Source organism: Amycolatopsis sp. cg9 (genome assembly GCF_041346945.1).
GTDB lineage: Bacteria > Actinomycetota > Actinomycetes > Mycobacteriales > Pseudonocardiaceae > Amycolatopsis.
The window spans coordinates 3,985,623-4,011,807 of record NZ_CP166850.1 but is presented as its reverse complement, the minus strand read 5'-3'; the positions used below and the strand labels follow the sequence as shown (position 1 = coordinate 4,011,807).

The 26,185-nt window shown below is 74.6% G+C and carries 25 protein-coding genes; 12 read left to right on the top strand and 13 right to left on the bottom strand.

What is annotated here, in order from left to right; translation table 11 throughout:
- Nucleotides 1-3: 3 nt before the first annotated feature.
- Nucleotides 4-477: a PTS system mannose/fructose/N-acetylgalactosamine-transporter subunit IIB gene (locus AB5J73_RS19365; RefSeq protein ID WP_370971074.1), complete on the bottom strand. Its 474-nt coding sequence runs from the start codon at nt 475-477 to the stop codon at nt 4-6.
- Between the two features lie 375 nt (nt 478-852).
- On the opposite strand from AB5J73_RS19365, the gene AB5J73_RS19360 reads away from it, so the two are divergent.
- Together AB5J73_RS19360 and AB5J73_RS19355 are read left to right on the top strand one after the other, a co-directional pair.
- A complete protein-coding gene (locus tag AB5J73_RS19360; protein WP_370971073.1) occupies nt 853-2,109 on the top strand; it encodes a ricin-type beta-trefoil lectin domain protein in 1,257 nt (418 codons plus the stop codon).
- A gap of 74 nt (nt 2,110-2,183) precedes the next feature.
- Nucleotides 2,184-3,128 (top strand): MBL fold metallo-hydrolase, encoded by a 945-nt coding sequence (locus AB5J73_RS19355; RefSeq protein WP_370971072.1) that lies wholly within the window; start codon nt 2,184-2,186, stop codon nt 3,126-3,128.
- On the opposite strand, the gene AB5J73_RS19350 is transcribed toward AB5J73_RS19355, so the two are convergent.
- Nucleotides 3,125-3,616 carry a MarR family winged helix-turn-helix transcriptional regulator gene (locus tag AB5J73_RS19350; protein WP_370971071.1) on the bottom strand — a complete coding sequence of 164 codons (492 nt, stop codon included), beginning with the start codon at nt 3,614-3,616 and terminating at the stop codon, nt 3,125-3,127. The two genes, AB5J73_RS19355 and AB5J73_RS19350, sit on opposite strands and share 4 nt — an antisense overlap.
- A 75-nt stretch (nt 3,617-3,691) precedes the next feature.
- Between AB5J73_RS19350 and AB5J73_RS19345 the strand changes: the two genes are divergently transcribed.
- Nucleotides 3,692-4,573 (top strand): EamA family transporter, encoded by an 882-nt coding sequence (locus AB5J73_RS19345; RefSeq protein ID WP_370971070.1) that lies wholly within the window; start codon nt 3,692-3,694, stop codon nt 4,571-4,573.
- Here AB5J73_RS19345 and AB5J73_RS19340 read toward each other — a convergent pair.
- Entirely contained in the window at nt 4,531-4,746 is a 216-nt protein-coding gene (locus AB5J73_RS19340; protein ID WP_370971069.1) for a hypothetical protein, read from the bottom strand. The genes AB5J73_RS19345 and AB5J73_RS19340 overlap by 43 nt on opposite strands.
- Nucleotides 4,747-4,908: 162 nt before the next feature.
- Between AB5J73_RS19340 and AB5J73_RS19335 the strand changes: the two genes are divergently transcribed.
- Both AB5J73_RS19335 and AB5J73_RS19330 read left to right on the top strand, forming a co-directional pair.
- Nucleotides 4,909-5,469 (top strand): RNA polymerase sigma factor, encoded by a 561-nt coding sequence (locus tag AB5J73_RS19335; protein ID WP_370971068.1) that lies wholly within the window; start codon nt 4,909-4,911, stop codon nt 5,467-5,469.
- Nucleotides 5,466-5,909 (top strand): hypothetical protein, encoded by a 444-nt coding sequence (locus AB5J73_RS19330; protein WP_370971067.1) that lies wholly within the window; start codon nt 5,466-5,468, stop codon nt 5,907-5,909. Before AB5J73_RS19335 ends, AB5J73_RS19330 begins: the two co-directional genes overlap by 4 nt.
- On the opposite strand, the gene AB5J73_RS19325 is transcribed toward AB5J73_RS19330, so the two are convergent.
- Entirely contained in the window at nt 5,906-7,054 is a 1,149-nt protein-coding gene (locus tag AB5J73_RS19325) for a S8 family serine peptidase (protein ID WP_370971066.1), read from the bottom strand. The genes AB5J73_RS19330 and AB5J73_RS19325 overlap by 4 nt on opposite strands.
- Before the next feature lie 92 nt (nt 7,055-7,146).
- Here AB5J73_RS19325 and AB5J73_RS19320 point away from each other — a divergent pair, with 92 nt between their 5' ends.
- Both AB5J73_RS19320 and AB5J73_RS19315 read left to right on the top strand, forming a co-directional pair.
- Nucleotides 7,147-9,726 carry a CHAT domain-containing protein gene (locus tag AB5J73_RS19320; protein ID WP_370971065.1) on the top strand — a complete coding sequence of 860 codons (2,580 nt, stop codon included), beginning with the start codon at nt 7,147-7,149 and terminating at the stop codon, nt 9,724-9,726.
- Between the two features lie 18 nt (nt 9,727-9,744).
- Nucleotides 9,745-10,551 (top strand): esterase/lipase family protein, encoded by an 807-nt coding sequence (locus AB5J73_RS19315; protein ID WP_370971064.1) that lies wholly within the window; start codon nt 9,745-9,747, stop codon nt 10,549-10,551.
- Here AB5J73_RS19315 and AB5J73_RS19310 read toward each other — a convergent pair.
- The 3 genes from AB5J73_RS19310 to AB5J73_RS19300 are packed head-to-tail and all read right to left on the bottom strand — an operon-like array spanning nt 10,541 to nt 13,409.
- Nucleotides 10,541-11,383 (bottom strand): ABC transporter permease, encoded by an 843-nt coding sequence (locus AB5J73_RS19310; RefSeq protein WP_370971063.1) that lies wholly within the window; start codon nt 11,381-11,383, stop codon nt 10,541-10,543. The two genes, AB5J73_RS19315 and AB5J73_RS19310, sit on opposite strands and share 11 nt — an antisense overlap.
- Nucleotides 11,380-12,291 (bottom strand): ABC transporter ATP-binding protein, encoded by a 912-nt coding sequence (locus AB5J73_RS19305; RefSeq protein ID WP_370971062.1) that lies wholly within the window; start codon nt 12,289-12,291, stop codon nt 11,380-11,382. The genes AB5J73_RS19310 and AB5J73_RS19305 overlap by 4 nt, the downstream gene beginning before the upstream one ends.
- Nucleotides 12,288-13,409: a hypothetical protein gene (locus AB5J73_RS19300; RefSeq protein ID WP_370971061.1), complete on the bottom strand. Its 1,122-nt coding sequence runs from the start codon at nt 13,407-13,409 to the stop codon at nt 12,288-12,290. Before AB5J73_RS19300 ends, AB5J73_RS19305 begins: the two co-directional genes overlap by 4 nt.
- A 166-nt stretch (nt 13,410-13,575) precedes the next feature.
- Here AB5J73_RS19300 and AB5J73_RS19295 point away from each other — a divergent pair, with 166 nt between their 5' ends.
- The gene (locus tag AB5J73_RS19295) at nt 13,576-14,646 is read left to right on the top strand and encodes a methyltransferase (protein ID WP_370971060.1); all 1,071 of its coding nucleotides are present in this window, start codon (nt 13,576-13,578) and stop codon (nt 14,644-14,646) included.
- On the opposite strand, the gene folP is transcribed toward AB5J73_RS19295, so the two are convergent.
- Nucleotides 14,633-15,508 carry a dihydropteroate synthase gene (gene folP, locus AB5J73_RS19290; RefSeq protein ID WP_370971059.1) on the bottom strand — a complete coding sequence of 292 codons (876 nt, stop codon included), beginning with the start codon at nt 15,506-15,508 and terminating at the stop codon, nt 14,633-14,635. The two genes, AB5J73_RS19295 and folP, sit on opposite strands and share 14 nt — an antisense overlap.
- A 96-nt stretch (nt 15,509-15,604) precedes the next feature.
- On the opposite strand from folP, the gene AB5J73_RS19285 reads away from it, so the two are divergent.
- Nucleotides 15,605-16,261: a rhomboid family intramembrane serine protease gene (locus tag AB5J73_RS19285; RefSeq protein WP_370971058.1), complete on the top strand. Its 657-nt coding sequence runs from the start codon at nt 15,605-15,607 to the stop codon at nt 16,259-16,261.
- Here AB5J73_RS19285 and AB5J73_RS19280 read toward each other — a convergent pair.
- Both AB5J73_RS19280 and AB5J73_RS19275 read right to left on the bottom strand, forming a co-directional pair.
- Nucleotides 16,254-16,757, bottom strand: coding sequence for a YceI family protein (locus AB5J73_RS19280; protein WP_370971057.1), 504 nt, complete (start codon nt 16,755-16,757; stop codon nt 16,254-16,256). The two genes, AB5J73_RS19285 and AB5J73_RS19280, sit on opposite strands and share 8 nt — an antisense overlap.
- Complete coding sequence (locus AB5J73_RS19275) at nt 16,754-17,311, bottom strand: hypothetical protein (RefSeq protein ID WP_370971056.1); 558 nt, start codon at nt 17,309-17,311, stop codon at nt 16,754-16,756. The genes AB5J73_RS19280 and AB5J73_RS19275 overlap by 4 nt, the downstream gene beginning before the upstream one ends.
- A 110-nt stretch (nt 17,312-17,421) precedes the next feature.
- Between AB5J73_RS19275 and AB5J73_RS19270 the strand changes: the two genes are divergently transcribed.
- Nucleotides 17,422-20,172 carry an AAA family ATPase gene (locus AB5J73_RS19270; protein WP_370971055.1) on the top strand — a complete coding sequence of 917 codons (2,751 nt, stop codon included), beginning with the start codon at nt 17,422-17,424 and terminating at the stop codon, nt 20,170-20,172.
- Here AB5J73_RS19270 and AB5J73_RS19265 read toward each other — a convergent pair.
- Entirely contained in the window at nt 20,159-20,938 is a 780-nt protein-coding gene (locus AB5J73_RS19265; protein WP_370971054.1) for an alpha/beta fold hydrolase, read from the bottom strand. The two genes, AB5J73_RS19270 and AB5J73_RS19265, sit on opposite strands and share 14 nt — an antisense overlap.
- A gap of 98 nt (nt 20,939-21,036) precedes the next feature.
- On the opposite strand from AB5J73_RS19265, the gene AB5J73_RS19260 reads away from it, so the two are divergent.
- Nucleotides 21,037-21,777 carry a serine protease gene (locus AB5J73_RS19260; protein WP_370971053.1) on the top strand — a complete coding sequence of 247 codons (741 nt, stop codon included), beginning with the start codon at nt 21,037-21,039 and terminating at the stop codon, nt 21,775-21,777.
- A 62-nt stretch (nt 21,778-21,839) separates the two neighbouring features.
- Here AB5J73_RS19260 and AB5J73_RS19255 read toward each other — a convergent pair whose 3' ends face one another.
- On the bottom strand, nt 21,840-22,667 hold the full coding sequence (locus AB5J73_RS19255; RefSeq protein WP_370971052.1) for a DUF11 domain-containing protein: 828 nt from the start codon (nt 22,665-22,667) through the stop codon (nt 21,840-21,842).
- A 197-nt stretch (nt 22,668-22,864) separates the two neighbouring features.
- Nucleotides 22,865-23,491 (bottom strand): TetR/AcrR family transcriptional regulator, encoded by a 627-nt coding sequence (locus tag AB5J73_RS19250; RefSeq protein ID WP_370971051.1) that lies wholly within the window; start codon nt 23,489-23,491, stop codon nt 22,865-22,867.
- A gap of 88 nt (nt 23,492-23,579) precedes the next feature.
- On the opposite strand from AB5J73_RS19250, the gene AB5J73_RS19245 reads away from it, so the two are divergent.
- Nucleotides 23,580-25,286 (top strand): TIGR03086 family metal-binding protein, encoded by a 1,707-nt coding sequence (locus AB5J73_RS19245; RefSeq protein ID WP_370971050.1) that lies wholly within the window; start codon nt 23,580-23,582, stop codon nt 25,284-25,286.
- The last annotated feature ends 899 nt before the right edge of the window (nt 25,287-26,185 follow it).

The following is a 26,185-nucleotide window of genomic DNA, read 5'->3' as shown; positions in this document are numbered from 1 at the left end:
GGGCTAGAGCCCTTTCCGGTCGAGCAGTGGGACGAATTCGGCAGGCTTGTCCTGCGGCATCAGCTGCGTGACCAGCGGGACCCCGGCGGCGAGCTTGCGGTAGCCGCCGGCTTCGTCCGCGGTGACCGCGATCGAGCGGGTGACCATGGTGTACGCGGTGCCCGGGCGGGGCGCGACGTTGCCGACGTTGACGACCCCGGGCCGCAGCCCGCCTTCGACGAGGCGGAAGGCGTCCCCGGGATCCTTCGCGATGATCATGACATCCCCGTCGAGCGGCACCGTGAGCGCCGCGGCCACCGACAGCACGGCGGTGGGCAGCCCGCGGGCGGCCTGCGGGAGCAGCACCTGCTGCAGGTCGTCGGCGGCGACGTCGTCGTTGCAGACGAGCAGGCGGCGCACGCCGAGCCGGCGGGTCCACGCGACCGTGACCTGCCCGTGGATCAGCCGGTTGTCGATCCGGACGTGTGCCCCCGCCATGTTTCTCCTCCCGGACGGCAGGAGACATACTGGTTCGTACCAGTATCTGTGTCAACACTGCCGGTGACCGGCCTTCGCGCGGCCGACGGAAGGACCCCTCAGACCTTCCGTCGGCCCACGAGCGCGAAGCCCCCCTCGTGTTACCCCGGACCCTCCCATAAAGGTATATACCAGTATGGACGGTCGTGATCGACTGTCAAGAGCGAAAACCCGAAAATTATTCGACCGGGCGGCCGATCGAAAACTCCCTGGTGAGAGGTTCACCCGGAGCTGTCCGGTCTTGTCAGTGACACCCCGGCGGGCCCCTCCTATCATTCCCATTGGTCTAGACCGCACTTCCTCGCCCCCTGCCGCACCGGGAAAGGCGGAACCCCCGTGACCGCGAGATCCCTGCGCCTCACCGCGCTCAGCACCGCGCTCCTCTTCGCCACCGCGCTGCCCTCGGCCGCCGCGACCGACGGCACCGAGCAACTGCCCGGCCACCTCCGCACGCCGTCCGCCGCGGCCCCGGCTCCGCGTTCGGCCGCCTGCGACGGCGACGGCGTCAGCGGCAAGCGCGTCCAGGCGCTCTACGTCCGCGGGAACGGCCAAGCCGACCGGTACGGCCAGTTCGCCGGCCAGTTCCAGACCTTCGCGAGCCAGATCGACGACGCCTTCGTCGAAGCCGCGTACCGGCTGGGCGGCGGCGTCCGGCACGTCCGGTACGTGACCGACTCGAGCTGCCGCGCGACCATCGGGAACGTCGTGGTCACCCAGGGCGACATGGCCACCGTCGACACGATCACGAACGCCATCAAGGCACAGGGGTACAACCGCGCCGACCGCAAGTACGTCGTCTGGTACGACAAGGACGGCTGCGGACTCGCCTTCGGCAACGGCGGCAACGACAGCCCGGGCGCGAGCAACCCGTACAACGCGGGCCCGCACTACGCGACGGTCGGCACCGGCTGCTGGTCGTGGCAGGCGACCGGGCACGAGCTCCTGCACACCCTCGGCGCCGTCCAGGGCAGCGCCCCGCACTCGAGCACCTACGGTCACTGCTGGGACGACGAAGACATCATGTGCTACGACGACGGCGGGCTGCCGAACCCGCCGGGCGGCCTGGTGAAGGTGTGCCCCGGCGCGCCGGAGAACCAGCTCGACTGCCTCGGCGACGACTACTTCAACACCAACCCGGCGCCGGGCACGTACCTGGCGACGCACTGGAACGTGGCGAACAGCGCGTACCTGATCGCGAGCGGCAGCCCGTACCCCGCCGGGACGATCACCGGGCTCGGCGGCAAGTGCGTCGACGTCAGCGCGTCGAACACCGCCAACGGCACCGCGGTCCAGCTGTGGACCTGCAACTCCACCGCCGCTCAGCGCTGGACGAAGCAGAACGGCACGCTCCGCGCGTTCGGCAAGTGCCTCGACGTCGCGAACAGCGGGACGGCCGACGGCACCCTCGTGCAGCTGTGGGACTGCAACGCCACCGGCGCGCAGACGTGGCAGGCGCGGACCGACGGGACCCTGCTGAACCCGCAGTCGGGCAAGTGCCTCGACGCGACCGGGAGCTCCCCGGCCGACGGCACCCGCCTGCAGATCCGGACCTGCGCGGCCACCGCGAACCAGCGCTGGCAAGGACCGGCCTGAACATTTCGGGAAATCCGCGCAACCTGTCCGGGCCGCCGTCGTTAACGCATCGTCTGCATGAGGGAGGGGAAGGCATGCCGGCCGTCACATCGAACATCGTCCCGCTCCGGCACGCGAAGCCGGGCGTGGTCGCGTACGTGAAGAGCCCGGCCGAGTGGTTCGTCGCGAACAGCGGCTGGATCCAGGGCAGCGACGGCGTCGTGCTGATCGACACCTGCGGAACCGAGCAGGCGACCCTGGAACTGCTACGCGACGTGCGCAAGTACGCCGGTGACCGCGAGCTCACGGTCGTCATCACGCACGCGCACGGCGAGCACCACAACGGCCTCGGCGTCGCCCTGCGCGACGGCGGCACGGCACTGGCCGCGCCGGGCGCCCTCGACCTGGTCAAGGCCGGCCCGCAGACCTACGGCAACGTCTTCACCTACACGCGCTGGGGCGTCCTCGAGCCGCCGGAGCCGGACGCGGTCCAGCCGGTCACCGGCTGGCGGCGGCTCGACCTCGGCGACGCGGCGGCGGACGTGGTCGCGGTCCCCGGTGTCGCGCACACGGCGGGCGACCTGGTGGTGCACGAGCCCCGCTCGGGCACGCTGTTCACCGGCGACCTGGTGGTCATCGGCGACACCCCGGTGGCGGTGCACGGCTCGATCCCGGGCTGGCTCGACGCGCTCGACTGGCTCCAGGACACGTTCCGCCCGCGCACCCTGGTCCCCGGCCACGGCCCGGTGGCCAACCCGGGCCACACCGCGTTCCACGCGATGCGCGTCTACCTCGAGTGGCTGCTGGAGGTGACCGAGCGCCAGACCGACTTCACGAAGCTGGCGCGGCAGGCGTCCCTGCGCTGGCCGGGCTGGCGCAACCCGGAACGGCACATCGGCAACCTGATGCGCGCCTACGCCGACCAGCACGGCCGCAAGCTGGACGTGGACCTGGCGATCGACGCGATCCTCGCGGCGGCGGGCGGCCGCATCGACCTGGACTACCTGCTGGACGGCGAACCGGTCCGCCAGATCTCCTAGGACCCGCTCAGGCTTTCCAGGAGGGTCCGCAGCGTCGCGGCGAGTTCGTCGCGTTCGCCGGGGTTCAGCGCGCTCAGGATCCGGTGCTCGTTCTCGACGTGCTCCGGCAGCGCCCGGTCGATCAGCTCGCCGCCCGCGTCGGTCAGCTCGACGCGGACCCCGCGGCCGTCCGTCTCGTTCGGCGTGCGCTTGACGAGGCCGCGCGCCTCCATCTTGTCCAGGCGCTGCGTGATCGCGCCGGACGTCACCATCGCCGAGCGCATCAGCTCCGTCGGGGTCAGCCGGTACGGCGGGCCGCTGCGGCGCAGGGTCGCGAGGACGTCGAAGGTCGCGCGGTCGATCCCGTGGCGGGCGAACGTGCGGCGCAGCTCCGCGTCGACCAGCGCGCTCAGCCGGGACAGCCGGCCGATCACCGCCATCGGGGAGACGTCGAGGTCGGGGCGCTCGGCGTGCCACTGCGCCAGGACGCGGTCCACGTGGTCGGCCATCGGCCCAGCGTAGCCGATTCCTTAGCGCTAAGTGAGCTCTGGTCATTTACCTTAGCGCTGAGGTAAACTGTCTTAGTGCTAAACAAACAGCTCCTCGCCACCGCGCTGGCCCCCGCGATCTGGGGCTCCACCTACCTCGTCACGACCGAGTTCCTGCCACCCGACCGCCCGCTGCTCGCCGCGGTCGTCCGGGCACTGCCCGCCGGGCTGCTGCTCGTCGCCCTCACCCGGCGGCTGCCGAAGGGCGACTGGTGGTGGCGCTCGCTGGTGCTCGGCACGCTCAACATCGGCGCCTTCCTCGCGCTGCTGTTCGTCGCCGCCTACCGGCTGCCCGGCGGGGTCGCCGCCACCCTCGGCGCGCTGCAGCCGCTGCTCGTGGCCGGTCTGTCGACCGGGCTGCTCGGCGAACGCCTGACCACGCGGACCGTGCTCGCGGGCGTCGCCGGGGTCGTCGGCGTCAGCCTGCTGGTGCTGCAGTCCGACGCCCGGCTCGACGCGATCGGGGTCGCCGCCGCGGCCGGCGGCGCGGTCGTGATGGCCACCGGCGTCGTGCTCAGCAAGCGCTGGACGTCTCCCGCACCCCTGCTGGCGACGACCGGCTGGCAGCTCGTCGCGGGCGGCCTGGTGCTCGTGCCGGTCGCGCTGGCCGTCGAAGGCGCGCCACCGTCGTCGCTGTCCGGCGCGAACCTCGCGGGCTACGCCTACCTCTCGCTGATCGGCGCCGCGTTCGCGTACGCCTTGTGGTTCCGCGGGATCCGCGCGCTGACGGCCACGCACGTGACGTTCCTCGGGCTGCTGAGCCCGGTCGTCGCGACGCTGCTCGGCTGGCTCGTCCTCGGCCAGCGGCTGACCCCGTGGCAGCTGCTGGGCGCGGCGGTCGTGCTCGCCGCCGTCGTGGCCGCCCAGCGCCGGTCTCAGCCCGCGCCGGCCACCCACCGGGTTTCCGAGAAGGTCTGAAGCCCGCCCGGCACCACCGGCGTGTCCCCGAGCAACGCGCACCCGGGCACCCCGGACCGCGCCGGGACGGGCACCGCCCGGCCGTCCACCGGCTGCCCGCACGCCACCAGTCCCCACACGAGCAGCACGAACACCATCACCCGCACGATCGGCTCACCCCGATCCGTCTCCACCACTCCCACCGCGCACACGGCGCCCGTCCCGGCCGGGTTCAGGTATTTCCCGGGCTGCCACCGGATCGGAGGAACGGGGGGAAGACGCGAAGGAGTCCCCCGATGGCGTACCGGTCCGAAGGGCCGCTCTTGGCTAGGCTGAGCGGGTCAAGGGGAGGCGAAGTGGACACCACGACCCTGCTCTCAGCGGCCGCGCGCGGCGACCAGGCGGCTTGGGACGCGCTCGTCGAGCGGTACGCGAGCCTGCTCTGGTCGATCGCCCGCGCCCACCGGCTTTCCGAGGCCGACGCGGCCGACGTCGTCCAGACGGTGTGGCTGAAGCTGATCGAAAACCTCGGCCGCATCAAGGATCCGGAACGGCTGCCCGGCTGGCTGGGCACCACCACCCGCCACGAGTGCCTCCGCCAGCTCCGCCGCGGCGAACGGGAACGCCCGGCCGACGACCACGTCTGGCAGAACGAACCGGCGCCGGGCGAGCCGGTCGACGCGGCGGTGCTGCTGGACGAACGCGACGCCACGCTCTGGCGCGCGCTGGCCGCGTTGCCGGAGCACTGCCGCCGGCTGCTGCGCGCGCTCATGGCCACGCCCCCGCCGTCGTACGCGGAGGTGTCGGCCGCCCTCGACATGCCGGTCGGCAGCATCGGCCCGACGCGGCAGCGCTGCCTCGGCCGTCTGCGCGAGCGGGCCGGCGCGGCCGGGCTCGGGACGGAGGACCGGACATGACCGACGACGAACTCATGGAAGTCCTGCGCGCGGCCGCGGCCCAGGCGGACCCGGTACCGGACCTGGTGCTGCGCCAGGCCAAGGCGGCGCTGAGCCTGCGCGATCCCGACGCCGAACTGGCGGACCTGGCCTTCGACTCCGACCTCGCGGAAGCGGGCGCGGTCCGCGCGGCGGCCGAGGACGTCCGGCTGCTGTCGTTCGCGTCGGCGCGGGTGTCGGTGGAGCTGCAGGTGGAGTACGCGGACGGCGGCGTTTCCCTGCGCGGCTTGATCACCGGCGCGACGGGCGAAGCGGTGATCGAGGTGGCCGGCGAACGGCACGTCCGCCCGATCGGCGCGGAGGGCTGGTTCACGGCGGCGGGGCTCCCACGCGGAGCGACGCGCGTGAAGGTGACCGCCGCGGACGGCACGGCGGTCACCACGGGCTGGGCGAGCCTCTAGACGCCCGGCTCCCGCACACCCGCCACGTACGGGACGGGCGCTTCCCCGTTCAAGTCCTGGACGCGAACCGTGACCGGCTCCTCGGCGCCCTCCGGGTGCAGCACCGCGTGGGCGGCCTCGAACGCGGAGGCGCCCTTGGCCATGACCGCCGCGATCTGCCCGGTCACGATGGCGGCGGAGAAGGACGTCCCGCTCCAGACCGCATACCCGTTGTACCCGGCGGGCTCGGTGGGGTAGCCCGGCCGGAAGTACGGGCCGAGCACGTCCACGCCGTCCGCGTAGGCCGAGACCCAGGGCCCGTAGTTGCTGAAGTCCGCGACGAGCGGCTTGTTCGCGTCTTGCGACGCGTCGGCCGAGCCGACCGCGATCACCTGGACGTGGCTGCGGTCGACGCTGCCGGGCACGGCGGCCTCGAACTTGATGCCGGCCGGGTAGACCCGGTGCCGGCTCGCCCGGTTCCCGGCCGAGGCGATCACGATCGAGTCCGCGGGCAGCCTGCTCAACGCCGCCTCGATCGCCTTCGGCGGTTCGTCCTCCCAGGTCGCTCCCGAGAAGGACAGGTTGATCAAGGTGATGCCCTCCTCGCGCAGCTCGTCGATGGCGTTGGCGACCGCCAGGTCTTCGATTTCGCCGCTCTGCTCGTCGATCACCCCCTTCACGCGGATGCGGACCTCGGGCGGCACCTGCTTCAGCAGCACCCCGGCGACGAACGTCCCGTGCGCGGCGGAACCGGCCGGGTTCCCGTCTTCGCCGCGCACCACCCGGGCAGTGTCCTCCGGGTCGAACACCACCCGGTTGCCGAGGAAGGGGTGCGGGCGGCCCTCGTGCAGCACGACGCCGGTGTCGATCATCCCGACCAGCGGCGCGACCTCCGGAGCGAGCACCGGATCCAGCGTCTTGTTCGTGGGCTTCGGGCGCAGTTCACCCCAGATGATCCGGTCCAGGCCGAACAAGTGGTTCGGGCTCGCTCCGCGGCCGCGCAGCGCGGCCAGCACCTCCGGCACCGGCCGCGTCCCGACGAACCGGTGGACGGTGCCGGTCGCCCCGGCCGGGTGGTAGCCGGCCCCTGCCAGTTCGGGCCGGAGCGCGGCACAATCGTCCGCATGGACCAGCAGCTCGCCTGCTCGATGGCGGTATCGCGTCATGTGTCCCCCTCGATCACGGGTGAACGGGTCGGCTACTCGATCCGCGAGCCCCTCCAGCTGATACACCCCGGCCGGGGCCGGCACAAGCCGCGATGAGCGACGCGCTGGCCAAGGCCGTCGCCGCCGCGGATCTCGCCTTCACCGCGCCGGCCGAGGCGCGGGCGCTCGCCGAAGCCGCGCTCGCCGAAGCGGGCGGGCGGACCGAGGCCGCCGCCGTGGCCGAACACGCGCTCGGGCTCGCCGGGGTGTCCATGGGGCACCTGACGGACGCCGAAACGCGGTTGCGCGCCGCGCTCCGGCTGGCCGGCGGGGCCGGGCTGCGGGAGCGGGCCGCGCAGACGCGCGGGGTGCTCGGCTACGTCCTGACGCTGACCGGGCGCACCGCCGAAGCCCTGCGCGAACTCGACCGCGCGATGCCCGAGCTGACCGGGCAGGCGGCGGCGCGGCTGCGCATGCAGCGGGCCGTCGTGCTCACCGAAATCAGCCGGTTCGGCGACGCCGCCGCCGGGTTCGCGGACGCCCTCGAGACCCTCCGGGCCGCGGGTGGCGACGACCTGATCGAGGCGACGATCCGCACCAACCGCAGCATCGTGCTGGCCCGCCTCGGCGACTGGCGGGGCGCCGAAGACGACCTGCGCCACGCCGAACGCGGGTTCGCCGCGACCGGCCACATCGGACGGACGGCGATGGTGTGGCAGAACCGCGGGCTGGCCGCCACCGTGCGCGGCGACGTCCCGGCCGCGCTGACCGCCTACGACGAAGCCGCCGCGCGCTACCGCGAAGCGGGCACCGATCCCGGCCTGCTGCCGATCGAGCGCGCCGAAGCGCTGCTCTCGGTGCGCCTGATCGCCGAAGCGCGCGAAGCGGCTACGACCGCCGTCGCCGACTACGGACGGCGGCGCAACGCCGTCGACCTCGTGCAGGCGCGGCTGCTGCTGGCGAAGGTCGCGCTGCTCGACGGCGATCCGGGCACGGCGTTGCGCGAAGCCTCGCTGGCGCGGCGGTCCGCGGCGCGGCAGGACCGGCCCGGCTGGGCCGCGCTCGGCGGGTACCTCGCTCTGCGCGCCCGCCGCGACAGCGGCCTGCGGACCGCGGCGATGCTCCGGTCGGGACAGCGGACGGCGGCGGCGCTGACCGAGGCGGGCTGGGTGGTGCCGGCCCTGGACGCGCGGCTGATCGTCGCGGCGCTGGCGCTCGAGCTGGGCCGCACGGAGATCGCGAAGGCGGAGCTGGCGTTCGTCGGCCGGGCCGGGCGGGGCGGCCCGGCCGAGATGCGCGCCCGTGCCTGGCACGCGACGGCGTTGCTGCGCCTGGTGCACGGCGACCGCCGGGGCGCGGACGCCGCGTTGCGCGCCGGGGTCCGGGTGGTCGACCGGTTCCGCGCCGGGCTCGGGGCGAGCGAGCTGCGCGCCCACGCGTCCGGGCACGCGAGCGAGCTGACCGGGCTCGGGCTGCGGCTCGCCGCGGAGGCCGGGCACCCGGAGGCCGTGCTGCGCTGGGCGGAGTGGCGGCACGCCGGCGCGCTGCGGCTGCGGCCCGCCCGGCCGCCGGACGACGAAGTCCTGGCCGCGGACCTCGCCGCGCTGCGCCAGATCGCCGTCGACCTCGCCACCGGGACGGGCCACGCGCGGACCCTGCTGCGCCGTCAGGCCGAACTGGAGAAAGCGGTGCGGGACCGCGCCCGGCACGCGACCGGAGTGTCCACTTCGGACACTCGCGTCCCGTCCCGCGCGGAGCTCGCCGCGGCGCTCGGACCGTCGACGCTCGTGGAGTACGTGGAGCTGGACGGGCGGCTGACCGCGCTCGCCGTCACGGGCGGCCGGCTGCGGCGGTACGCGTTGGGCCCGGCGGCCGAGACCGCGGAACGCCTCGACGAGCTGCGCTTCGCGCTGCGGCGGGCGGTGTTCGGCCTCGGCTCGATCGGGGACCTCGTCGAGCGGACCGCCCGCCGGCTCGACGAGCTGCTGCTCGCCCCGCTCTCGCTCGGCGACGGCCCCCTGGTCGTCGTGCCGACCGGGCGGCTGCACGAGCTGCCGTGGCCGGTCCTGCCGGGCTGCCGCGGCCGCCCGGTGTCCCTCGCCCCGTCCGCGGCGCTCTGGCACCGCGCGGCGACCGCGCCGCGCGCCGAGGGCGGCGACCACGTCGTCGTGGCCGGGCCCGGGCTGCCGCACGCCGCCGCCGAAGTGGCCGCGCTGGCCCGCCGCTACCCGGGTGCCCGCCGGTTCACCGGCCGGACCGCGCGGGCCGAGCCGGTGCTCGCCGCCCTCGACGGCGCCGCGCTCGGCCACATCGCGGCGCACGGCCGGTTCCGCACCGACAACCCGCTGTTCTCGTCGTTGCGCCTGGCCGACGGGCCGCTCACGGTGTACGACCTGGAACGGCTGGCCCGCCCGCCGCGGCAGGTGGTTTTGTCCGGCTGCGACTCGGGCCGCTCGGCGATCCATGCGGGCGACGAACTGCTGGGCCTGGCCTCGGCGCTGCTGGCGCTGGGCACGACGAGCCTGGTGGCGACCGTCCTCCCGATCCCCGACGACGCCGGCCGCGCCCTGATGGTCCGCCACCACCGCCACCTCGCCGCGGGCCACACCCCGGCCGAGGCCCTCGCCCGCGCCCAGTCGGAGCTCCCGGACTCCCCCGCCGCCACGAGTTACGTCTGCTACGGCGCCGGCTGAGCCAGGCATCATGGAGCTGTGCGGATCACGGCCTGGTGGCGCGGCATCAGCCCACGGCGACGTCTGATGCTGAACAGCGTCGCCGTCGTCGTGGTGGCCGCGGTCGCCGCGACCGCCATCGCCACCTCCGGCACGAAGAGCGCGCCGGACGCCGGCACCCCCGACCAGAACCGGCCCGGCCCGGTGCTCCTCGTCCCCGGCTACGGCGGCGGCCAAGGCGCGCTGGACGAGCTCGCCGCGCGGATCCGCCAGGCGACCGGCCGCAGCACCGAAGTGCTCACCCTGGCCGGCGACGGCACCGGTGACCTGGTCGAACAGGCCGCCGTCCTGGCCGAAGCCGTCGAACGCGCGTACGCGCAGGGAGCGCCTTCGGTCGACGTCGTCGGGTACTCCGCCGGCGGGGTCGTGGCCCGGCTGTGGGTCAGCCGCGAAGGCGGTGACCACCAGGCCCGCCGGGTCGTCACGCTCGGCGCGCCGATGCACGGCACCGGCCTCGCCGCGGCGGGCGGCGCGCTGGTCCCGGGCGGCTGCCCGGCCGCGTGCGTCCAGCTGGCGCCGGGCAGCGCCCTCCTGCAGGAGCTCGCGAAGGAACCGATCCCGGCGACGCTGCCGTGGCTTTCGCTCTGGACCGAGCAGGACGAGACCGTGACCCCGCCGGAGTCCGCCCGGGTCGACGGCGCCGTCAACGTCGCCCTCCAGCAGGTGTGCCCGGGCAACGGCGCCACGCACGGCGACCTGCCCACCGACCCCGCCGTCACCGAGATCGTCCTGCAGGCCCTCGGCACCACGCCGCTCGAAGCGCCGACGGACTGCCTCAGCTCGTGACGTCCTTCGTCGCGAAGTTCGCCCACGCCGCCGCGAAGAACACGACGATGTAGCCCGCCTGCAGCAGCAGCCCGTGGTCGATGTTGCGCCACAGCACCGGATCGCGGAAGAAGTCGATCCAGGACAGCCAGTAGTGCGTCGGCAGGTACGGCTTCACGGACGCGGCCGCGTCCAGGGTCTCCAGCACCGAACTGGTGATCAGCACGGCCAGCCCGCACAGCGCGGCGCCCAGCGCCGAGTCGCTCACCGTGGACAGGAACATCGTGATGGCGGCGAACCCGAGCATCGACAGGACGATGTAGGACACCGCGCCGAGCAGCCGCAACCCGAGCCCGGACGAGCTGAGCGACTGCCCGGACAACGACGTCACGCCGGTCGGCTGCCCGCCCGGCCCGGCGACACCGGGGTTGCCGCCGGTGCCGAACAGGATCACCCCGAGCACCAGTGACGTCAGCACGACGATGACGATCGCCGCGGTCACGTAGACCGCGATCGCGACCAGCTTCGCGCTCAGCAACCGGGTCCGGCCGACCGGGCGCACCAGCAGGTACCGCAGCGTGCCGCCGGACGCCTCGCCCGCGACCGAGTCGCCCGCGACCACCGCGACCGCGATCGGCAGGAACAGCGGCAGCACCAGGGCGAGCGCCGCGGCCGGGTACAGCGCGCCGTCGTTCACCACCGCCGACAGGAACGCCCCGCCCTGCCCGGGCGGCGGCGCGAAGTCGGCCGTGGCCAGGAAGACGCCGACGACCGCGGGCAGCAGGCACAGCAGCAGCACGCTGACCCACACCCGTGGCCGCAGCGCGAGCTTCCGCAGTTCGACGCCGATCACCCGGCCGCCCCGAACCGGTCCGAGCCCGGACCCGTCACGTCGAGGACCACCTGTTCCAGGGTCCGCTGCTCGGCGTGGATCGACGTCACGCGCACCCCCGCTTCGACGAGCAGCGCGTTCAGCGCCGCCGGGTCGGCGTGCCGGATGACCAGCCGGTCGCCGTCGCGGGCTTCGAGCTGCCCGTCGAGGACCGCGGCCGCCGCCGCGGGGTCCGGCGTCCCGACCAGCACCCGGCCGGTCTCGGCCCGCAGCGCGGCCAGGTCCTCTTCCAGCACCAGCCGGCCCCGGTCGACGACGCCGACGCGGGTGCACAGCTGCTCCACCTCGGCCAGCAGGTGGCTGGAGAGGAACACCGTGGTGCCGCCCGCGTTCAGCGCGGTCAGCAGCTCCCGGATCTCCTTGATGCCCTGCGGGTCGAGGCCGTTCGTCGGCTCGTCCAGGATCAGCAGCCGGGGCTTGCGCAGCAGCGCGCCGGCCAGCCCGAGCCGCTGCCGCATGCCGAGCGAGTACGCCTTGACCGGCCGCTGGTCGACCCCGCCGAGCCCGACCTGCTCCAGTGCTTCGTCGATGCGGCGCCGTCGCGTGCGCCGCCCGCCGCCCCGCCCGGCCGCGTCGAGCAGCGCCAGGTTCCGCCGTCCGGACAGGTGCGGGTAGGCGGCCGGGCCTTCGACGAGCGCGCCGACCTCGGGCAGCACCTCGGCGACCCGCTTCGGCACCGGCTTGCCGAGCACCTCGATCTCCCCGCTGGACGCGTAGACGAGGCCGAGCAGCATCCGGACCAGGGTGGTCTTGCCCGAGCCGTTCGGGCCGAGGAAGCCGTAGCGGTCGCCTTCGCGGACGTCGAGGTCGACCGCGTTCACGGCGACGGTGCGGCCGTAGGCCTTGGTGAGCGCGCGCGTGACGATCATCGGCCGCTCCGCCGCAGCCGGGACAGCTCGTCCGCGACGGACTTCAGGACGTCGGCCGTCACCGTCCCGGCCAGCAGGTAGGAGCGGCGGGAGACGGCCGAGCGGACGATCGCGAGCGACAACGGCGTGATCGACAGCTGCACCACCGTCCCGGCGGCCAGCTTGACCTGCACCGCGCCCGCCTTCCCGGCGGCGTCGCTCGCCGCGTTGGCGACCGCGCGCGGCACGGCGATCACCGCGAAGGAGGCCAGCCCGCGGCCGTAGAGCGCGGCGCCCTGGACACCGCCGAAGTCCGACGACGTCACCGGCCGCCCGGCGAGCGCCGACGGCAGCGGGACCTGGTTGAAGGCGCCGAGGGTGTCCGAGACGTCCGGGGCGCTCGCCACGGTGAAGCCGGACCCGAGCACCGGCCGCGGGGCCTCGACGACCGGTGTGGTCTGCGCCAGCTCCTGGAACTCGGTGACCAGGATCGGGGCCTGCTGCCCGCGCGCGGTCACCTCGACCCGCACGGCCACCCCGGTCGCCGGGTCCGCCCAGAGGTCCACCCGGCCGATGGTCGTGTCCGGGTCGGCGGGGACGAGCCGGAACCCGGACGCGGCGACGCCGGCGACGTTGCGGCCGGGCAGCGCGCTCACCGGGTCGCCCCGGCCCGCGCGCAGGATCCGCCGCGCGAGCTCGGGCGGCAGCAGGTCCGCGGCCCGCGGGAGCCGGACGGCGGGCTCGCCGATCAGCTCGGTCAGCGTGTTGTCGCCGTAGTCCCACGTGTATTCGCCGTCGGGCAGCCGGTAGAGGTCGTGCTCGCCGGCGGTGCCGAGGATGTCGACCCGGTAGCGGTCGGGCCCGGCGTACCAGGCGCGCATCGGCGTCCGCATGGAGAAGAGCGCGGTGACGGCGCCGAGGTTCGGCAGTTCGGGCAGGGCCAGCGAACCCGCGCTTTCGGCGTAACCCTGGTACGGCCGTCCGGCGGAGGCCAGGACGAGGTCGCGCAGCTTGGCGGGGTCGGCCGCCGCCCCGGCGGGCGCGAGCGCGCTGAGCACCGAAGGAACGGAGACGAGAACCGCGGCCACGGCCGCGACGACCGCCCACCGGCGACGCTTTTCCCGCCGCACCACCGTCATCCGGCATCACCTCTGCACCCTTTGTACGCCACGAAGGCTAGGGTCGAAGGGTGACGAACCCCGTTCATGCCGCCGTCCTGAGCTAGTTCCCGCTCAGGACCTCCCGCACACCCGCCCTCTCGCGGGTTCTTCGACGTGCCCGCGGCAACGAACGGACCTCCTTCCCATGGCTCACCTCGTCGTGCCCGGCGAACCCGATCGCCGGTTGTTTTCCCCACCTTCGCGGCAGGCGGTCCTCGCCGACGACCGCCTGTCCGCCGCGGCCGCCTTCCGCACGGTTTCGTCCGGCGTCGCGCTGCTCTGGCGCGGCGACTACCCGGCGGCGCGGCGGCTCCTGGACGCGCTCGGCCGGCGCCTCCCGCCCCCGCCGCCGGACGACTTCGCGCGGTACCGGGCGGACCGCGCCCGCCGGGCCCGGCTCCTTTCGCTGCTCTACGTCCCCCTCGATCCCGGGTACGTCGTGCCCCTGCGCCGGGCACCGGACGTCCGGGCGGCGTGCACCGGCGTCTACCCCTCCTCGGCCGGGCCGGCGGCCGTGCCGCTGCGGGAACTGCTCGGGGTGCTGAGCGCCGCCGAATGGCGCCGCGAGGGCGTCACCGTCCCCGCGCTCGGCGCGCGGATCCACCCCCACTACGGCGTTTTCGCGCCGCTGCGGCCGGAGTACGTCGAGCTGGTCGCCGCCGCGCCGTTGCCCGGCGCGGAGCTGGCGTTCGACATCGGCACCGGCACCGGCGTGCTGGCCGCCGTCCTCGCCCACCGCGGGGTCGGGCGGGTGGTGGCCACCGACGCCTCGGCGCGGGCGGTCGCCTGCGCGCGGGAGAACCTGGCCCGGCTGGGCTTCGGCGCGCGCACGGAAGTCGTGCGGACGGACCTGTTCCCGCCCGGCCGCGCCCCGCTGGTGGTGGCGAACCCGCCGTGGCTCCCCGGCCGCCCGCGCACACCGCTCGACCACGCGGTGTACGACCCGGGCCACCGGATGCTGCGCGGCTTCCTCGACCGGTCCCGCCGCCACCTGACCCCGGACGGCGAGGCGTGGCTGGTGCTGTCCGACCTCGCCGAGCACCTGGGCCTGCGCCCGCGCGAGCAGCTCCTCGGTTGGATCGAAGCGGCGGGCCTGCGGGTGGTGGACCGGACCGGGACACCGGCCCGGCACCCCCGCGCGCTCGATCCGGCGGATCCCCTGCACCGGGCCAGGGCCGCGGAGGTCACGTCCCTCTGGCGGCTCAGTCCACAGTAGACAGTCCGGCGACCGCCGCCACGGCTTCCCGGGTCTCGCGGACGTTGTGGGCGCGGAAGATCGCGGCGCCCGCGTGCGCCGCGATCGCCGTCGCCGCGAGGGTGCCCGCCAGGCGGTCGCGGGCTTCGACGTCGAGGGTCTCGCCGATCAGGTCCTTGTTCGACAGCGCGACCAGCACCGGCCAGCCGGTCGCCACCAGGCGGTCGAAGTGGCGGAGCAGCTCGAGGCCGTGGCGGGTGCTCTTGCCGAAGTCGAACGTCGGGTCGACGAGCACGCCGCCGCGCGGGACCCCGGCGGCGACCGTCCGCTCGGCCGCCGTCGTCAGCTCGGCGACCACGTCCGCGACGACGTCGTCGTAGCGCGGCCAGAACGGGCGTTCCGGGGTCGGCGCGGGGTACGGGTCGGTCCGCACCGGCATGCCCCCGACGTGGGAGCAGACGTAGCCCGCGCCGAACTCGGCGGCGACCTCGACCAGCTTCGGGTCGGCGCCGGCCCAGGTGTCGTTGAGCAGGTCGGCGCCGGCCTCGCAGGCCTGGCGGCCGACCTCGTGCCGCCACGTGTCGACGCTGATCACCAGCCCGGGGTGGCGGTCCCGCACCTCGGCGACGAACGGCACCACGCGCCGGCTCTCCTCGTCGACGTCGATCTCGGGGCCCTCGCCCGCCTTGACGCCCCCGATGTCCACGATGTCGGCCCCGGCCGCGACCGCGCGGTCCACGGCTTCGCGGGCGGCGTCCTCGGCGAAGGTCGCGCCCTTGTCGTAGAACGAATCGGGGGTGCGGTTCACGATTGCCATGACCAACGCGCGGTCGCCGGGCATGCGACGGCCCCGGAAGACCACCTCCGGCCGGTGTGACGTCATGCTCCTCACCCTGCCAGGTCACAGCTGGGTCCGAAACGCCGCTCCCGGGGCCGCGGGCCGGTTATCCTGCGCGCGCAACCGAGCAGGGGGAGAGACATGAGCACGACCGGTGAAGGCCCGGGCCGCAGCGAGGCCGAAGCGATGATCGCCGAGGCCAAGAAGGCCCTCTGGGCCATGGTGGGCCTGCTGGCCGTGCTGTGGGTGGTGCAGATCGTGAGCGCCCTCGGCGACTACGCGATCAGCCGGGACCTCGGCATCGAGGCCCGCGATCCGGCGTCGCTGCCGGACATCTTCAGCTCGACGTTCGTGCACGCCAACTGGGGTCACCTCGAACTCAACTCGGGCCCGCTGTTCGTGTTCGGCTTCCTCGCCGCCTACCGCGGGGTGAAGAAGTGGCTCGGCGTGAGCGCGCTGATCATCGTCGCCAGCGGTGCCGGCGTCTGGTTCACGGCCCCGTCGAACACGGTCACGGTCGGCGCCAGCGGCCTGGTCTTCGGCTACTTCGGCTACGTACTCGTGCGCGGCCTGTTCGACCGGCACCCGATCGACATCGTGCTCGGGATCGTGATGGCGCTCTGCTTCGCCTACCAGTTCACGTCCCTGCTGCCGACCGACGAGGGGATCAGCTGGCAGGGCCACCTGTTCGGGTTCGCCGGCGGCATCATCGGCGGCTGGCTGTTCCGCGACCGCAGGCGCAAGGCGGTCGCCGCCCCCGACCCGGCGACCACCCTGCTCCCCAAGGACCTCAGCTAGGCGGCTCGAGCTCCGCTTCGACGTCGATCCGGACGTACCGGCCGATCACCGCGCGCGGCACCCGCATGCCCAGTGGGGCCCGGTCCAGCGTCCCCGTCGCCCGCACCCGGGTCGCGGTGACCGGCTCGACGGCCAGCGTCAGCGGGCACGACGTCCCGCGCAGCCGGAGTCCACCGGTGACCTCCCAGCCCTCGTCACGGCGCCGGACACCGGTGGCCGTGAACGTCAGGTCCGGGTGGGCGCCGCTGTCGAGCAGGTTCGGCTTCCGCAGGTCGGCGTCACGCCGGGGGTTCTCCGTGCCGAGCGCGGCGAGGTCGAGCTCCGCGCGGACGGCGGTCACCCCGCCGCCGGTCACCTCGACGGTGCCCGCGCGGACCGGGATCGTGCCGCGGACGCGGTTGAACCCGAAGTTGCGGACCTCGAACGACGCCGTCGTCCGGCCGGTGCGGACGGTCCACGTCCCGGCGCGGAGCGCGGGGGCGGTGCGCGGGCTCATCGCGCACCCGCCGGGGCCGGCAGGGCCGCGTGCGAAACGCGGTGGACGTCGACGCGGTCCGGGCCGGGCAGCAGCGCGGGGTCCTCGCCGGGCAGCAGCTCGGTGGCCATGATCGCGTCCTGGGTGGCCTCGATCGTCGCCATCGACGCGGAGAGGGCCACGACGACCAGGGAACGGTCGTCGCCGAGCAGCGCGTAGGTCGTCCCGACGCCCTCCAGGTCGCGGACGGCGGGCCAGATCCGCTCGCGGCCCGCGCGCAGCTCGGCGGCCGACTGCTCGGCGCCCCGGGGCCCGTCGAACCAGGTGACCTGGGCGTAGGCGGCCGCGCCGGACGCCGAGTGCGCTTCGACGACCCGGTACGCGCCGGACTCGAGCCAGGTCGTCCCGGCCGGCCTGCGGGCGGCGGCTTCGCCCGCGGTGGCGGCGTCGGGCCAGAACGTGACGACGGCGCCGGCCAGGCCGCCGAGCTGGGTGAGCGTGCAGGCGCCGAGGGCGTCCGCGCCGAAGCCGTGGGTCCCGAGTGGCCCCCGGAACTGGTGGATGGTGGCGTGCATGGGGTGCTCCTTCCGCTGTGCCGTCGACTCTCGCCCGGGGCGGCGACGGCGACATCAGTGCCAGTACGGAGAAGGGCACTGAAACCGGGCACGCAGGGGATACTGCTCGGGTGACGCGCAGCGAGCCGTTCGTCGGGCGGGCCGGTGCCGCGGCCGAACTGCGCGCGTGGCTCGCCGCGGCGGCCGGGGGCACCGGTGCGCTGGTGCTCGTCGGCGGCCCGGCGGGGATCGGCAAGTCCCGGCTGGTCGAGGCGGTCACGGACCGCGAAGCCGTGTGGGGCCGGTGCGTCGACGACCCGGGCGCGCCGCCGCTGTGGCCGTGGCGCCGGGTCCTCCAAGCGCTGCCGGAGGCGGGTGCCCAGGTCTCCCGCGCGCTGGCCGACCTGGACGACCACGACGGCGCCGACCTGGTCGCGGCCCGCTTCCGGTTCGTCGCGGTGGCCGCCGACGCGCTGGTCGCCGCGGCCGGGCCGGCCGGGCTCGTCGTCGTCCTCGAAGACGTCCACTGGGCCGACGAAGCGTCCCTGCGGCTGCTGCGGCACCTGGCCGGGGAAATCCGCCGGTCCCGGCTCGCCGTCGTCGCCACCTACCGGGACAACGGGTCCGCCGGCCCGCTCTTCGAAGCCCTGCCCGACCTGCTCGGCCGGCCCGGGACGGAGAGCCTGCGCCTGGCCCCGCTGACCGAACCCGACGTCCGGGCCTACCTCGCCGAGGTCGGCCGGGCCGCCGTCGACGCCCGCGACGCGCTGCGGCGCTCGGGCGGGAACCCGCTCTACCTCAAGGCGGTCGCCCGCTCCTCCGCGACCGGCGGCGGCGGCGAGGCGGAGCTGCGGCACCTCGTCCGCACCACCGTCGCCGGGCTCGACGACGGCGCGCGCGAGCTGCTGGCGATCGCTTCGGTGCTCGGCGAGGAGGTCGACGCGCACGTCGTCGCCGAGGTCGCCGGGCAGCCGGCCGGCGACGTCGTCCCGGCGCTCGACCGCGCGGTGCGCGCCGGGGTGCTGCTGCCCGCCGAGGCCGGGTCCCGGCGGTTCGCCCACGCCGTGGTGCGCGACGGGATCTACGCCGACCTCGACCAGGGCGTCCGCGAGGACCTGCACGCCCGGACGGCGGCCGCGCTGGAACACCGCGCCGAGCCGGGGGTCGTGGCCGGGCACTGGCTGCGGTCGGCGGCGACGCCGGACGCGCTGGCCCGGGCGGCGGGCTGGGCCGAAGCGGCGGCGCGGGACGCCACCCGCGCGCTCGCCTTCACCGAAGCCGCGCGCTTCCTGTCGCTCGCACTCGATTGCCGTCGTCGCGCGGGCCACCACGACGGGTTGGCCGCCCTGCTCGTCGACCTCGCGACCGCGGAGTACCGGGCGGGCCGCTTCGCGCGCGGCTTCGGCCACGCGCGCGAAGCCGCCGAGCTGACGTCCGATCCGGCGCTGGCCGCCGCCGCGGCGCTCGTCGTCCGGGACACGTCGGCGCCCGACCTGCTGCCCGGGATGGCGGAGCTCACCGCGTCCGCGCTGGCGGGGCTCGGCCCCGACGCGGACCGCGCGGTGCGGGCCAAGCTGCTCGCGCAGTCCGCGGCCGTGGCGGCCGACTACGGGCGGGCGACCGAAGCCGTCGCGACCGCCGACGAGGCGATGGCCCTCGCGGAGCTCTCCGGCGACCAGGAGGCACGGCTCGACGCCGTCCGCGCCCGGCTGAAGATCCGCCCGACGGAGCTGCCGCTGGCCGAACGGCTGCGGCTGGGCGCGCTCGCGGTGGCGCTGGGCGGCACGGGACGGCCGCTCGTGGCGCTGTGGGGCCACAAGTGGCGGCTCGACGCGGCGTTCGAGGTCGGCACGGTTCCCGTCGTCGACGCCGAGCTCACCGCGATCTCCGCGCTGGCCGCGACGACCCGGCTGCCGCTCGTCCGCTGGCACGAGCTGCGGCTGCGCGCGTCGGTCGCGGCCTACCGCGGCGCGTTCGACGAGGCCCGCGCGCAGAACCGGCTCGCGAGCGAACTCGCGGCGGCGGAGCTGGCCGAAGACCGGTCCGCGGCCGGGATGTCGTTCGCGTTCGCGCAGCAGCTGGCCGAGGTCCTCGGCGACCCGGCCGAGCTGCTCGCCGGGTACGAGGAGCTGCTGGCGATCGCGCCGCCGCTGCCGATCACGATCGTCTCCCGTCCGCTGTGCGCCCTGCTCGACGGCCGTCGCGACGAAGCGCGGGCCGGGTACGACGCCCTGCGCCCGCGCCTGCGCGACCCCGACTTCATCGGCCAGTCACCGGGGATCGGCCCGAACCTGCTGCCGCTGCTCGAAGCGTTCGAAGACGTCGAGACCGCGGAGTGGCTCGCCAAGCAGCTCGCCGACGCGCCGCCGGTCGGCTCCGCCGGCGCGGGCACGTTCTGCAGCGACTGCTCCAGCAGCTGGTCCGCCCGCCTGGCCGCGTTGCTGGGCCGGCCCGACGAAGCCGTGCCGCTGTTCGAGGCGGCGATCGCGTGGGACGCGCGGCTCGGCGCCCGGCCCTACGTCGTGCACAACCGCGTCCGGCTGGCGGCCGAGCTCGTCGTCCTCGGCGACCTCCCGCGCGCGGAAACCCTGGCCCGGCAAGCGGCCGAGGAGGCCCGGCGGCTCGGGATGCCGGGCTGGCTGCGGCGCGCCACGGAACTGCTCGACCGGGCGCGGACCGCGGCCGACCCGCTGACCGGCCGCGAACGGGAGATCGCGGCGCTCGTCGCCGGCGCGCTGAGCAACCGGCAGATCGCGCACCGGCTCGTGCTTTCCGAGCGCACGGTGGAAAGCCACGTCCGCAGCGTCCTGGCCAAGCTGGGCCTGGCCAACCGGACCGAGGTGGCGGCGTGGGCGCACCGCCGCGGTCTCACGGCCGGCTGAAGGCGAACACCGCCTCGGTGAACTGCTCCGGGTCGAAGTCCATCGCCTGGTGCGCCTGGCCGTGCAGCGGCACGACGTCGGCGCCGGGAATCCGGTCCGCGACCGCCTGGGCGGCCAGCCGGAGGTAACCCGGGCTCTCCGTGCCGGCGAACAGCCGGACCGGGATCGCGATTCCGGCGAGCCGCTCGTCGAACACGACGGCCTCGACGGCGTCCAGTTCCCGCGGGATCGTGGGCGCGGCGGCCACCCGGGCGGGCCAGACCGGCGTGGCTCGCATCGCCTCGACGGCCTCCGGAGCGAGCCGGAGTGCTTCCCGCAGGAAGATTTCGAGGATCTCTTCCGGGTCCTCCGCGGCCCGCATGCGGGCACGCGCGTCCGGTCCGACGACGGGACCACCCGGCTCGGGCCGCGGCGGCTCGTACGCCACGAGCCGGCTGACCGCGTTCGTCAGCCGGACGGCTTCCAGCGCGCACAACGCGCCGTAGGAGTGGGCGAGCAGGTAGACGTCTCCCCCGGCGGCTTCGGCCACGGCGGCGATGTCCTCGCCCTCGCGCCGGATGTCGTACCCGGCGGCCTCGGCGCGGCTGAGCCCGCGGCCGCGGCGGTCGACGAGGTGCAGGCGGTAGCGCTCGGCGAGCCGGTCGCGGACCGCCGTCCAGCGGGTGTGGTCCGCGCCGGTGCCGTGGACGAGGACCATCGGCGGCCCGGCGCCGAGCGTCTCGAACCCGACGACCGTCCCGTCGCGCGAGGTGACCGATTCCGGCATGGCGCCGACGCTAACCGCTGCCGGGCACCCGCTGTGAAGTCGCTGTGCATCCGGCTTCGCGCGCTGCCGATCCGGCCGCGGTGTGGTGATCTGAGGAGGTGGCGATCAAGGTTCTCCGGGCGGCCGCCCTGGCCGCGGCGGCGGTGCTGGTGCTGGGCACCGGCCTGGCCGTCGGCGCGGACACGGCCGCCGACGACGCCTACGCCGCCGGTGCCCCGGTTCCGGTCACCGCGGGCAAAGCCGCGCCCGCGAAAACCGTTTCCCCGGTCGGCGCGTTGTTCGCGAACGGCAGCCATTTCTGTTCGGCGAGCGTCGTCCACTCCGGAACCGGCGATCTGGTGCTGACGGCCGCGCACTGCGTCCAGGACGGAATGGCGTTCGCCCCCGGTTACCACGACGGCGTCGCACCGCTCGGAATGTGGCCGGTCACCGGGATCACCGTCGCCGACGGCTGGACTTCAGCCGCCGACCCGGATCTCGATTTCGCGTTCTTGACCGTTCACCAGCCCGGCAATCCGGCATCCCTGGAAAGCCTCACCGGCGCGAACGCACTCGGCGTGAACCGCGGTTTCGACCACAGAATCACCCTTTCGGGCTACCCCGACACGGCCGATTCCCCGGTCGTTTGCGACGGCACGACCACGCGCTCGGACACCTACCAGATGCAGGTCGCCTGCCCCGGTTTCCCCGACGGGACCAGCGGCGGGCCGTGGGTGACCGGCGGCGAGGTCATCGGCGTCATCGGCGGTTACCAACTCGGCGGCGACACCCCGGACGTCTCCTACAGCGCCTACTTCGACGACGACATCGCGAAGCTCTACGCGACGGCGACGGGCTGAAACGCGAACCGGGCCCGCGTCCCTGGCGGAGGACACGAGCCCGGTTCACCTCTCGCGAACCCTCAGCAGGTCACGATGAGCCCGGTGAGCGCCGAGCACGACTTGGCCGCGCTGTCGTTGGCGGGGTTGGGATCCGTCGGCGAACTCGCCGTCCGCTGGGCGGTCGTGGTGTACGTGCCGAGCGCGAGCAGGCCGCCGTTGACCGAGAACTTCGCCGTCGCCGAGGCCCCGCTGGCCAGCGATGCGACGTCGCAGTTCACGCTCCTGGTGGTGCCGACCCGGGCGCAGCCGGTGCCGCTGGCGAAGGACAGGCCCGAGGGGTACGTGGCCACGACGCGGATCCCGGTCGCGGTGGCCGGGCCGTTGTTCGTCACGGTCACCGTGTAGTCGATGCGCGCGTTCAGCCCGCCGTGCCCGGTCGCGGCGAGCGCGACCTTGACGTCGGCCTGGGTCGACGGCTGGCCGACGGTGATGACCGGGCCGTCCAGGGTCTCGAAGGAGTAGTTGTCGCCGACGAACTGGTGCTGCAGCGTGAACTGCCCGGGCGCCGCGGTGTCCTTGACGCGCAGGGTCCACACCGTGGTCTTCGTGCCACCCGCCTCGAGGTCGCCGAACGCGGCGCGGTAGCTGCTGCCGGCCTGGAAGCAGCCGACCGCCGTCGTGTTGGTGCAGGAGACGACGTCGACGACGTCGGTGATCGCGGTGGGATTTCCGTAAATGGCGCCCTTCGCGAAGGTCACCGTGAAATCGCGGTCGTTGTGAATTGTTTGCGTGATGGTGAACGTCTGCCCCGGCAGCACCGTGGTGGCGCTCACGGAGACGGCGCTCGTCGGGGTGTCCGCCTGCGCGGCGGGCACGATTGCGAAAAACGTCGTGGCCAGTGCGGCCACCGCGGACAGGATCGTGGTCCGTCGCCAGCTTCGTTGCATAGTCGTGATCTCGCTGTTCGGGTCCGGGAATGCCGCTATGACAGGTCGTGCGTGGTCTTTTCGGGGACGTCCGACGCTGATCAGTCGCCCCGATCCCGGAATTCGTTACCGCCGCCCGGCGGCCTTTACCACCGTCCGGCCGCCGCGCGGCACCGCCATCAGGAGGGACGCCAGCGGCCGTTCATCTCACCCGGACGCGGCGGCGGGCCCGGCAGATCCGGCCCGCCGGCCGCCAGTCCCTCGACGAGCAGCGCGAGGTAGCGCCGCCGCAGCTGCGCGGTGCGCTCCTGGTCGTCGACGCGGATGGCCGCGCAGCACTCGAGGACCATGCCGAGGTCTTCGGCGACGGCGTCGTGGCGCAGGCGCCCGCTCTCCCGGGCCCGCTCGACCAGGTCCCGCGTCAGCTGGTTCGCGCGCTGGGCGTCCGCGCCCATGTCGGGCGTGGGGGTGAAGGTGCCGGCGAGGTGCACGGTCAGCGAGTGCACGTCGGCGTCCACGACCCGGCCGAGGAAGCCGGTCAGCGCCGCCCAGCCGTCGGGCTCGTCGGCGGCGGCTTCGGCTTCGCTGATGTAGGTGCGGAGGCCGTCGTGGCAGAGCCGGCAGAGCAGCACCTCCTTGCTCGGGTACCGCCGGTAGAGCGCGCTGATGCCGACGCCGGCGCGCTCGGCCACGTGCGAGATCGGCGCCTTCGGGTCGACGAGGAAGACCTGGCGGGCGGCATCGAGGATGACGACGTCGTTGCGGGCGGCCTGGCCGCGGCGGCCGGGCAGGGCTGTCTCGGGCATGGGTGCAGATTAGCACTGGAACGGATCGTTCCGCTCTGGTACGGTTCGGAACGAAGCATTCCGTTCCAGTCTTCCCGAGGAGCCAGCAATGACCGTCCCCGCCATCCGCCCCTTCCGCGCCGAGATCCCCCAGGCCAAGCTGGACGACCTGCAGAGCCGCCTGCGCGGGGCGCTGTGGCCGGACGACCTGCCCGCCGAGTACGGCGTCACGAACGAGCGCGTCCGCGGGCTGGCCGAGCACTGGCTGGGCGAGTTCGACTGGCGGGCCTTCGAAGCGCGGCTGAACGCGCACCCGCAGTTCGTGACGGAGATCGACGGCGAGACCATCCACTTCCTGCACGTCCGGTCGTCGCGGGCGGACGCGACGCCGCTGGTGCTGACGCACGGCTGGCCGGGTTCGATCGCGGAGTACCTGGACGTGATCGGCCCGCTGACCGAGCCGGAGTCGGCCGACGAGCCGGCGTTCCACCTGGTGATCCCGTCCCTGCCGGGCTTCGGCTTCTCAGGCCCGGCGAAGTCGTCGGGCTGGGGCACCCACCGCACGGCGGCGGCGTGGACCGAGCTGATGAGCCGCCTCGGCTACGAGTCGTACGGCGCGGCGGGCAACGACGCGGGGTCGATGATCTCGCCGGAGATCGGCAGACTGGCGCCGGAGAAGGTCGTCGGGGTGCACGTGACGCAGCTGTTCTCGTTCCCGTCCGGCGACCCGGCCGAGATGGCGGACCTGAGCGAGGCCGACCAGGCCGCGCTGGCGCACCTCCAGTGGTTCTACGAGAACATGTTCTCGTTCAACACGCTGCACAGCCAGCAGCCGCACACGCTGGCGTTCGCGCTGGCGGACTCCCCGCTCGGCCTGCTGGCGTGGAACGCCCAGCTGTTCGGCGAGCACCTGGACGCGGACTTCGTCGTGGCGAACGTGGCGCTGTACTGGCTGACCGGCACGGCGGGCTCGTCGATCCGCTTCTATTACGAGGACGCGCACCGCAAGGCCGAGCCGGAGGGCCCCACGACGGTCCCGACGGCCCTGGCGATGTTCGCGGGCGACTTCCAGTCGATCCGCCGCTTCGCCGACCGCGACCACGCGAACATCGTGAGCTGGAACACCTACGACGCAACGGCAACCTCCGGCGGCCCCCGCGACGCAGCCGGCCACTACGCGGCGCACGAAACCCCGGAGGTCCTGGTGGCGGACATCCGCCAGTTCTTCGCCGGCCTGCGCCCGGCAACGCCGTGGCCGATCCTGGCCCAGTCCCACGAAGCCCTCCGCACGGTGATCGAGGGCGTCACGGACTGGTCGGCCCCGACCCCGTGCTCGGAGTGGACCATCACCCAGGTCCTCCAGCACGCAGCAGGCGACCAGCTCGGCTACGCAGCCTTCATCACCGGCACCGGCGGCCCGGACTTCGACCCGTTCTCCCCGTCGGGCACCCTCACCACCAAGCCCGCGGACTTCCTCGAGCCCACCCTGTCGGCCGCAGCAGCCGCCTTCGCGACGGTCACCCCGGACGCACCAGCGGTCCCCACCCCCCTCCCCCAGGGCGCCCTCCCCGCCCCGGTAGCGGTCGGAGCAGCAGCCCTCGACGCGGCGATCCACGCCTGGGACATCGCGAAGGCCTCGGGCCAGCAGTCCCCACTGACCCAGGAACTGGCGGAGTCCCTCCTCCCGGTAGCCAAGCAACTGGCCGAACCCCTCCGCGGCTTCGCCTACGCCCCGGCCCTGGAGGGCCCGGCCAACGACGACGCAGCCTCAGCCCTGCTGCGCTACCTGGGCCGCAACCCGGAGTGGAAGGCTTGACAGCCCGTCGCCCCACCGCCCCGCCGCTCCAGCGGGGCGGCCCGGGGCAGCCGCCCGTCTCCCCGCCACTCCAGCGGGCCGGTCCGGCGCAACCGCCACCCCGCCACCCCACCGGGCCGGTCCAGCGCAACCACCCGCCACCCCGCCACCCCACCGGGCCGGTCCAGCGCAACCACCCGCCACCCCGCCACTCCAGCGGGACAGTCCGGCGCAGCCAACCGGAGCAGGCCGGGCCGCCCAGGACCGCGGGGCAGGCAGGCCGGCACACCGAGCGGGGCCGCCGCTTCGGCGGGACGGTTCGGCTCAGCCGGCCGGAGCAGCCGGGCCACCCGAGGCCGCGGGGCAGGCATGCCAGCACACCAAGCGGGGCCGCCGCTTCGGCGGGGGCAGGCTGGGCCGCCCGGTGCCGCGGAGCAGGCGGGCCGGCGCAGCCGCCCGGACTGGCGGAGCAGGCAGGCCGGCGCACCGGGCGGTCCGGCGCAGCAGACCGGGGCAGGCCGGGCCACCCGTGGCCTCGGGGGCGGACAGGCCGCGGGCCGCAGGGGCAGGCGAGCCAGCGAGGCCGTCCAGGCCGGCGGAGCGAGCGGGCACGCGGAGCCGCCGGGCGGTCCGGGGCAGGCCTGGGCACCCGGGGCCGCAGGGGCGGACAGACCACCTCAGCTGTCCGGGCCGGCGGAGCGAGCCGACACGCGGAGCTGGCCGGCGGGGCGAGCGGGCACGCGGGTCCGCCGGAGCGGGACCGACCGGACCGTCGTCCCCTCTACCGGGCAGCGGGCCAGCGGGGCCGTGCAGGCCGACGAGCCACCGGAGCAAACGGGCCCGCCCCCCCCGCTCCAGCCGCAGTCATCCCGGCAGCCCGCACCCGCAGCCCCGCCGCCCCGGCACCGAAGCCCGCTGCC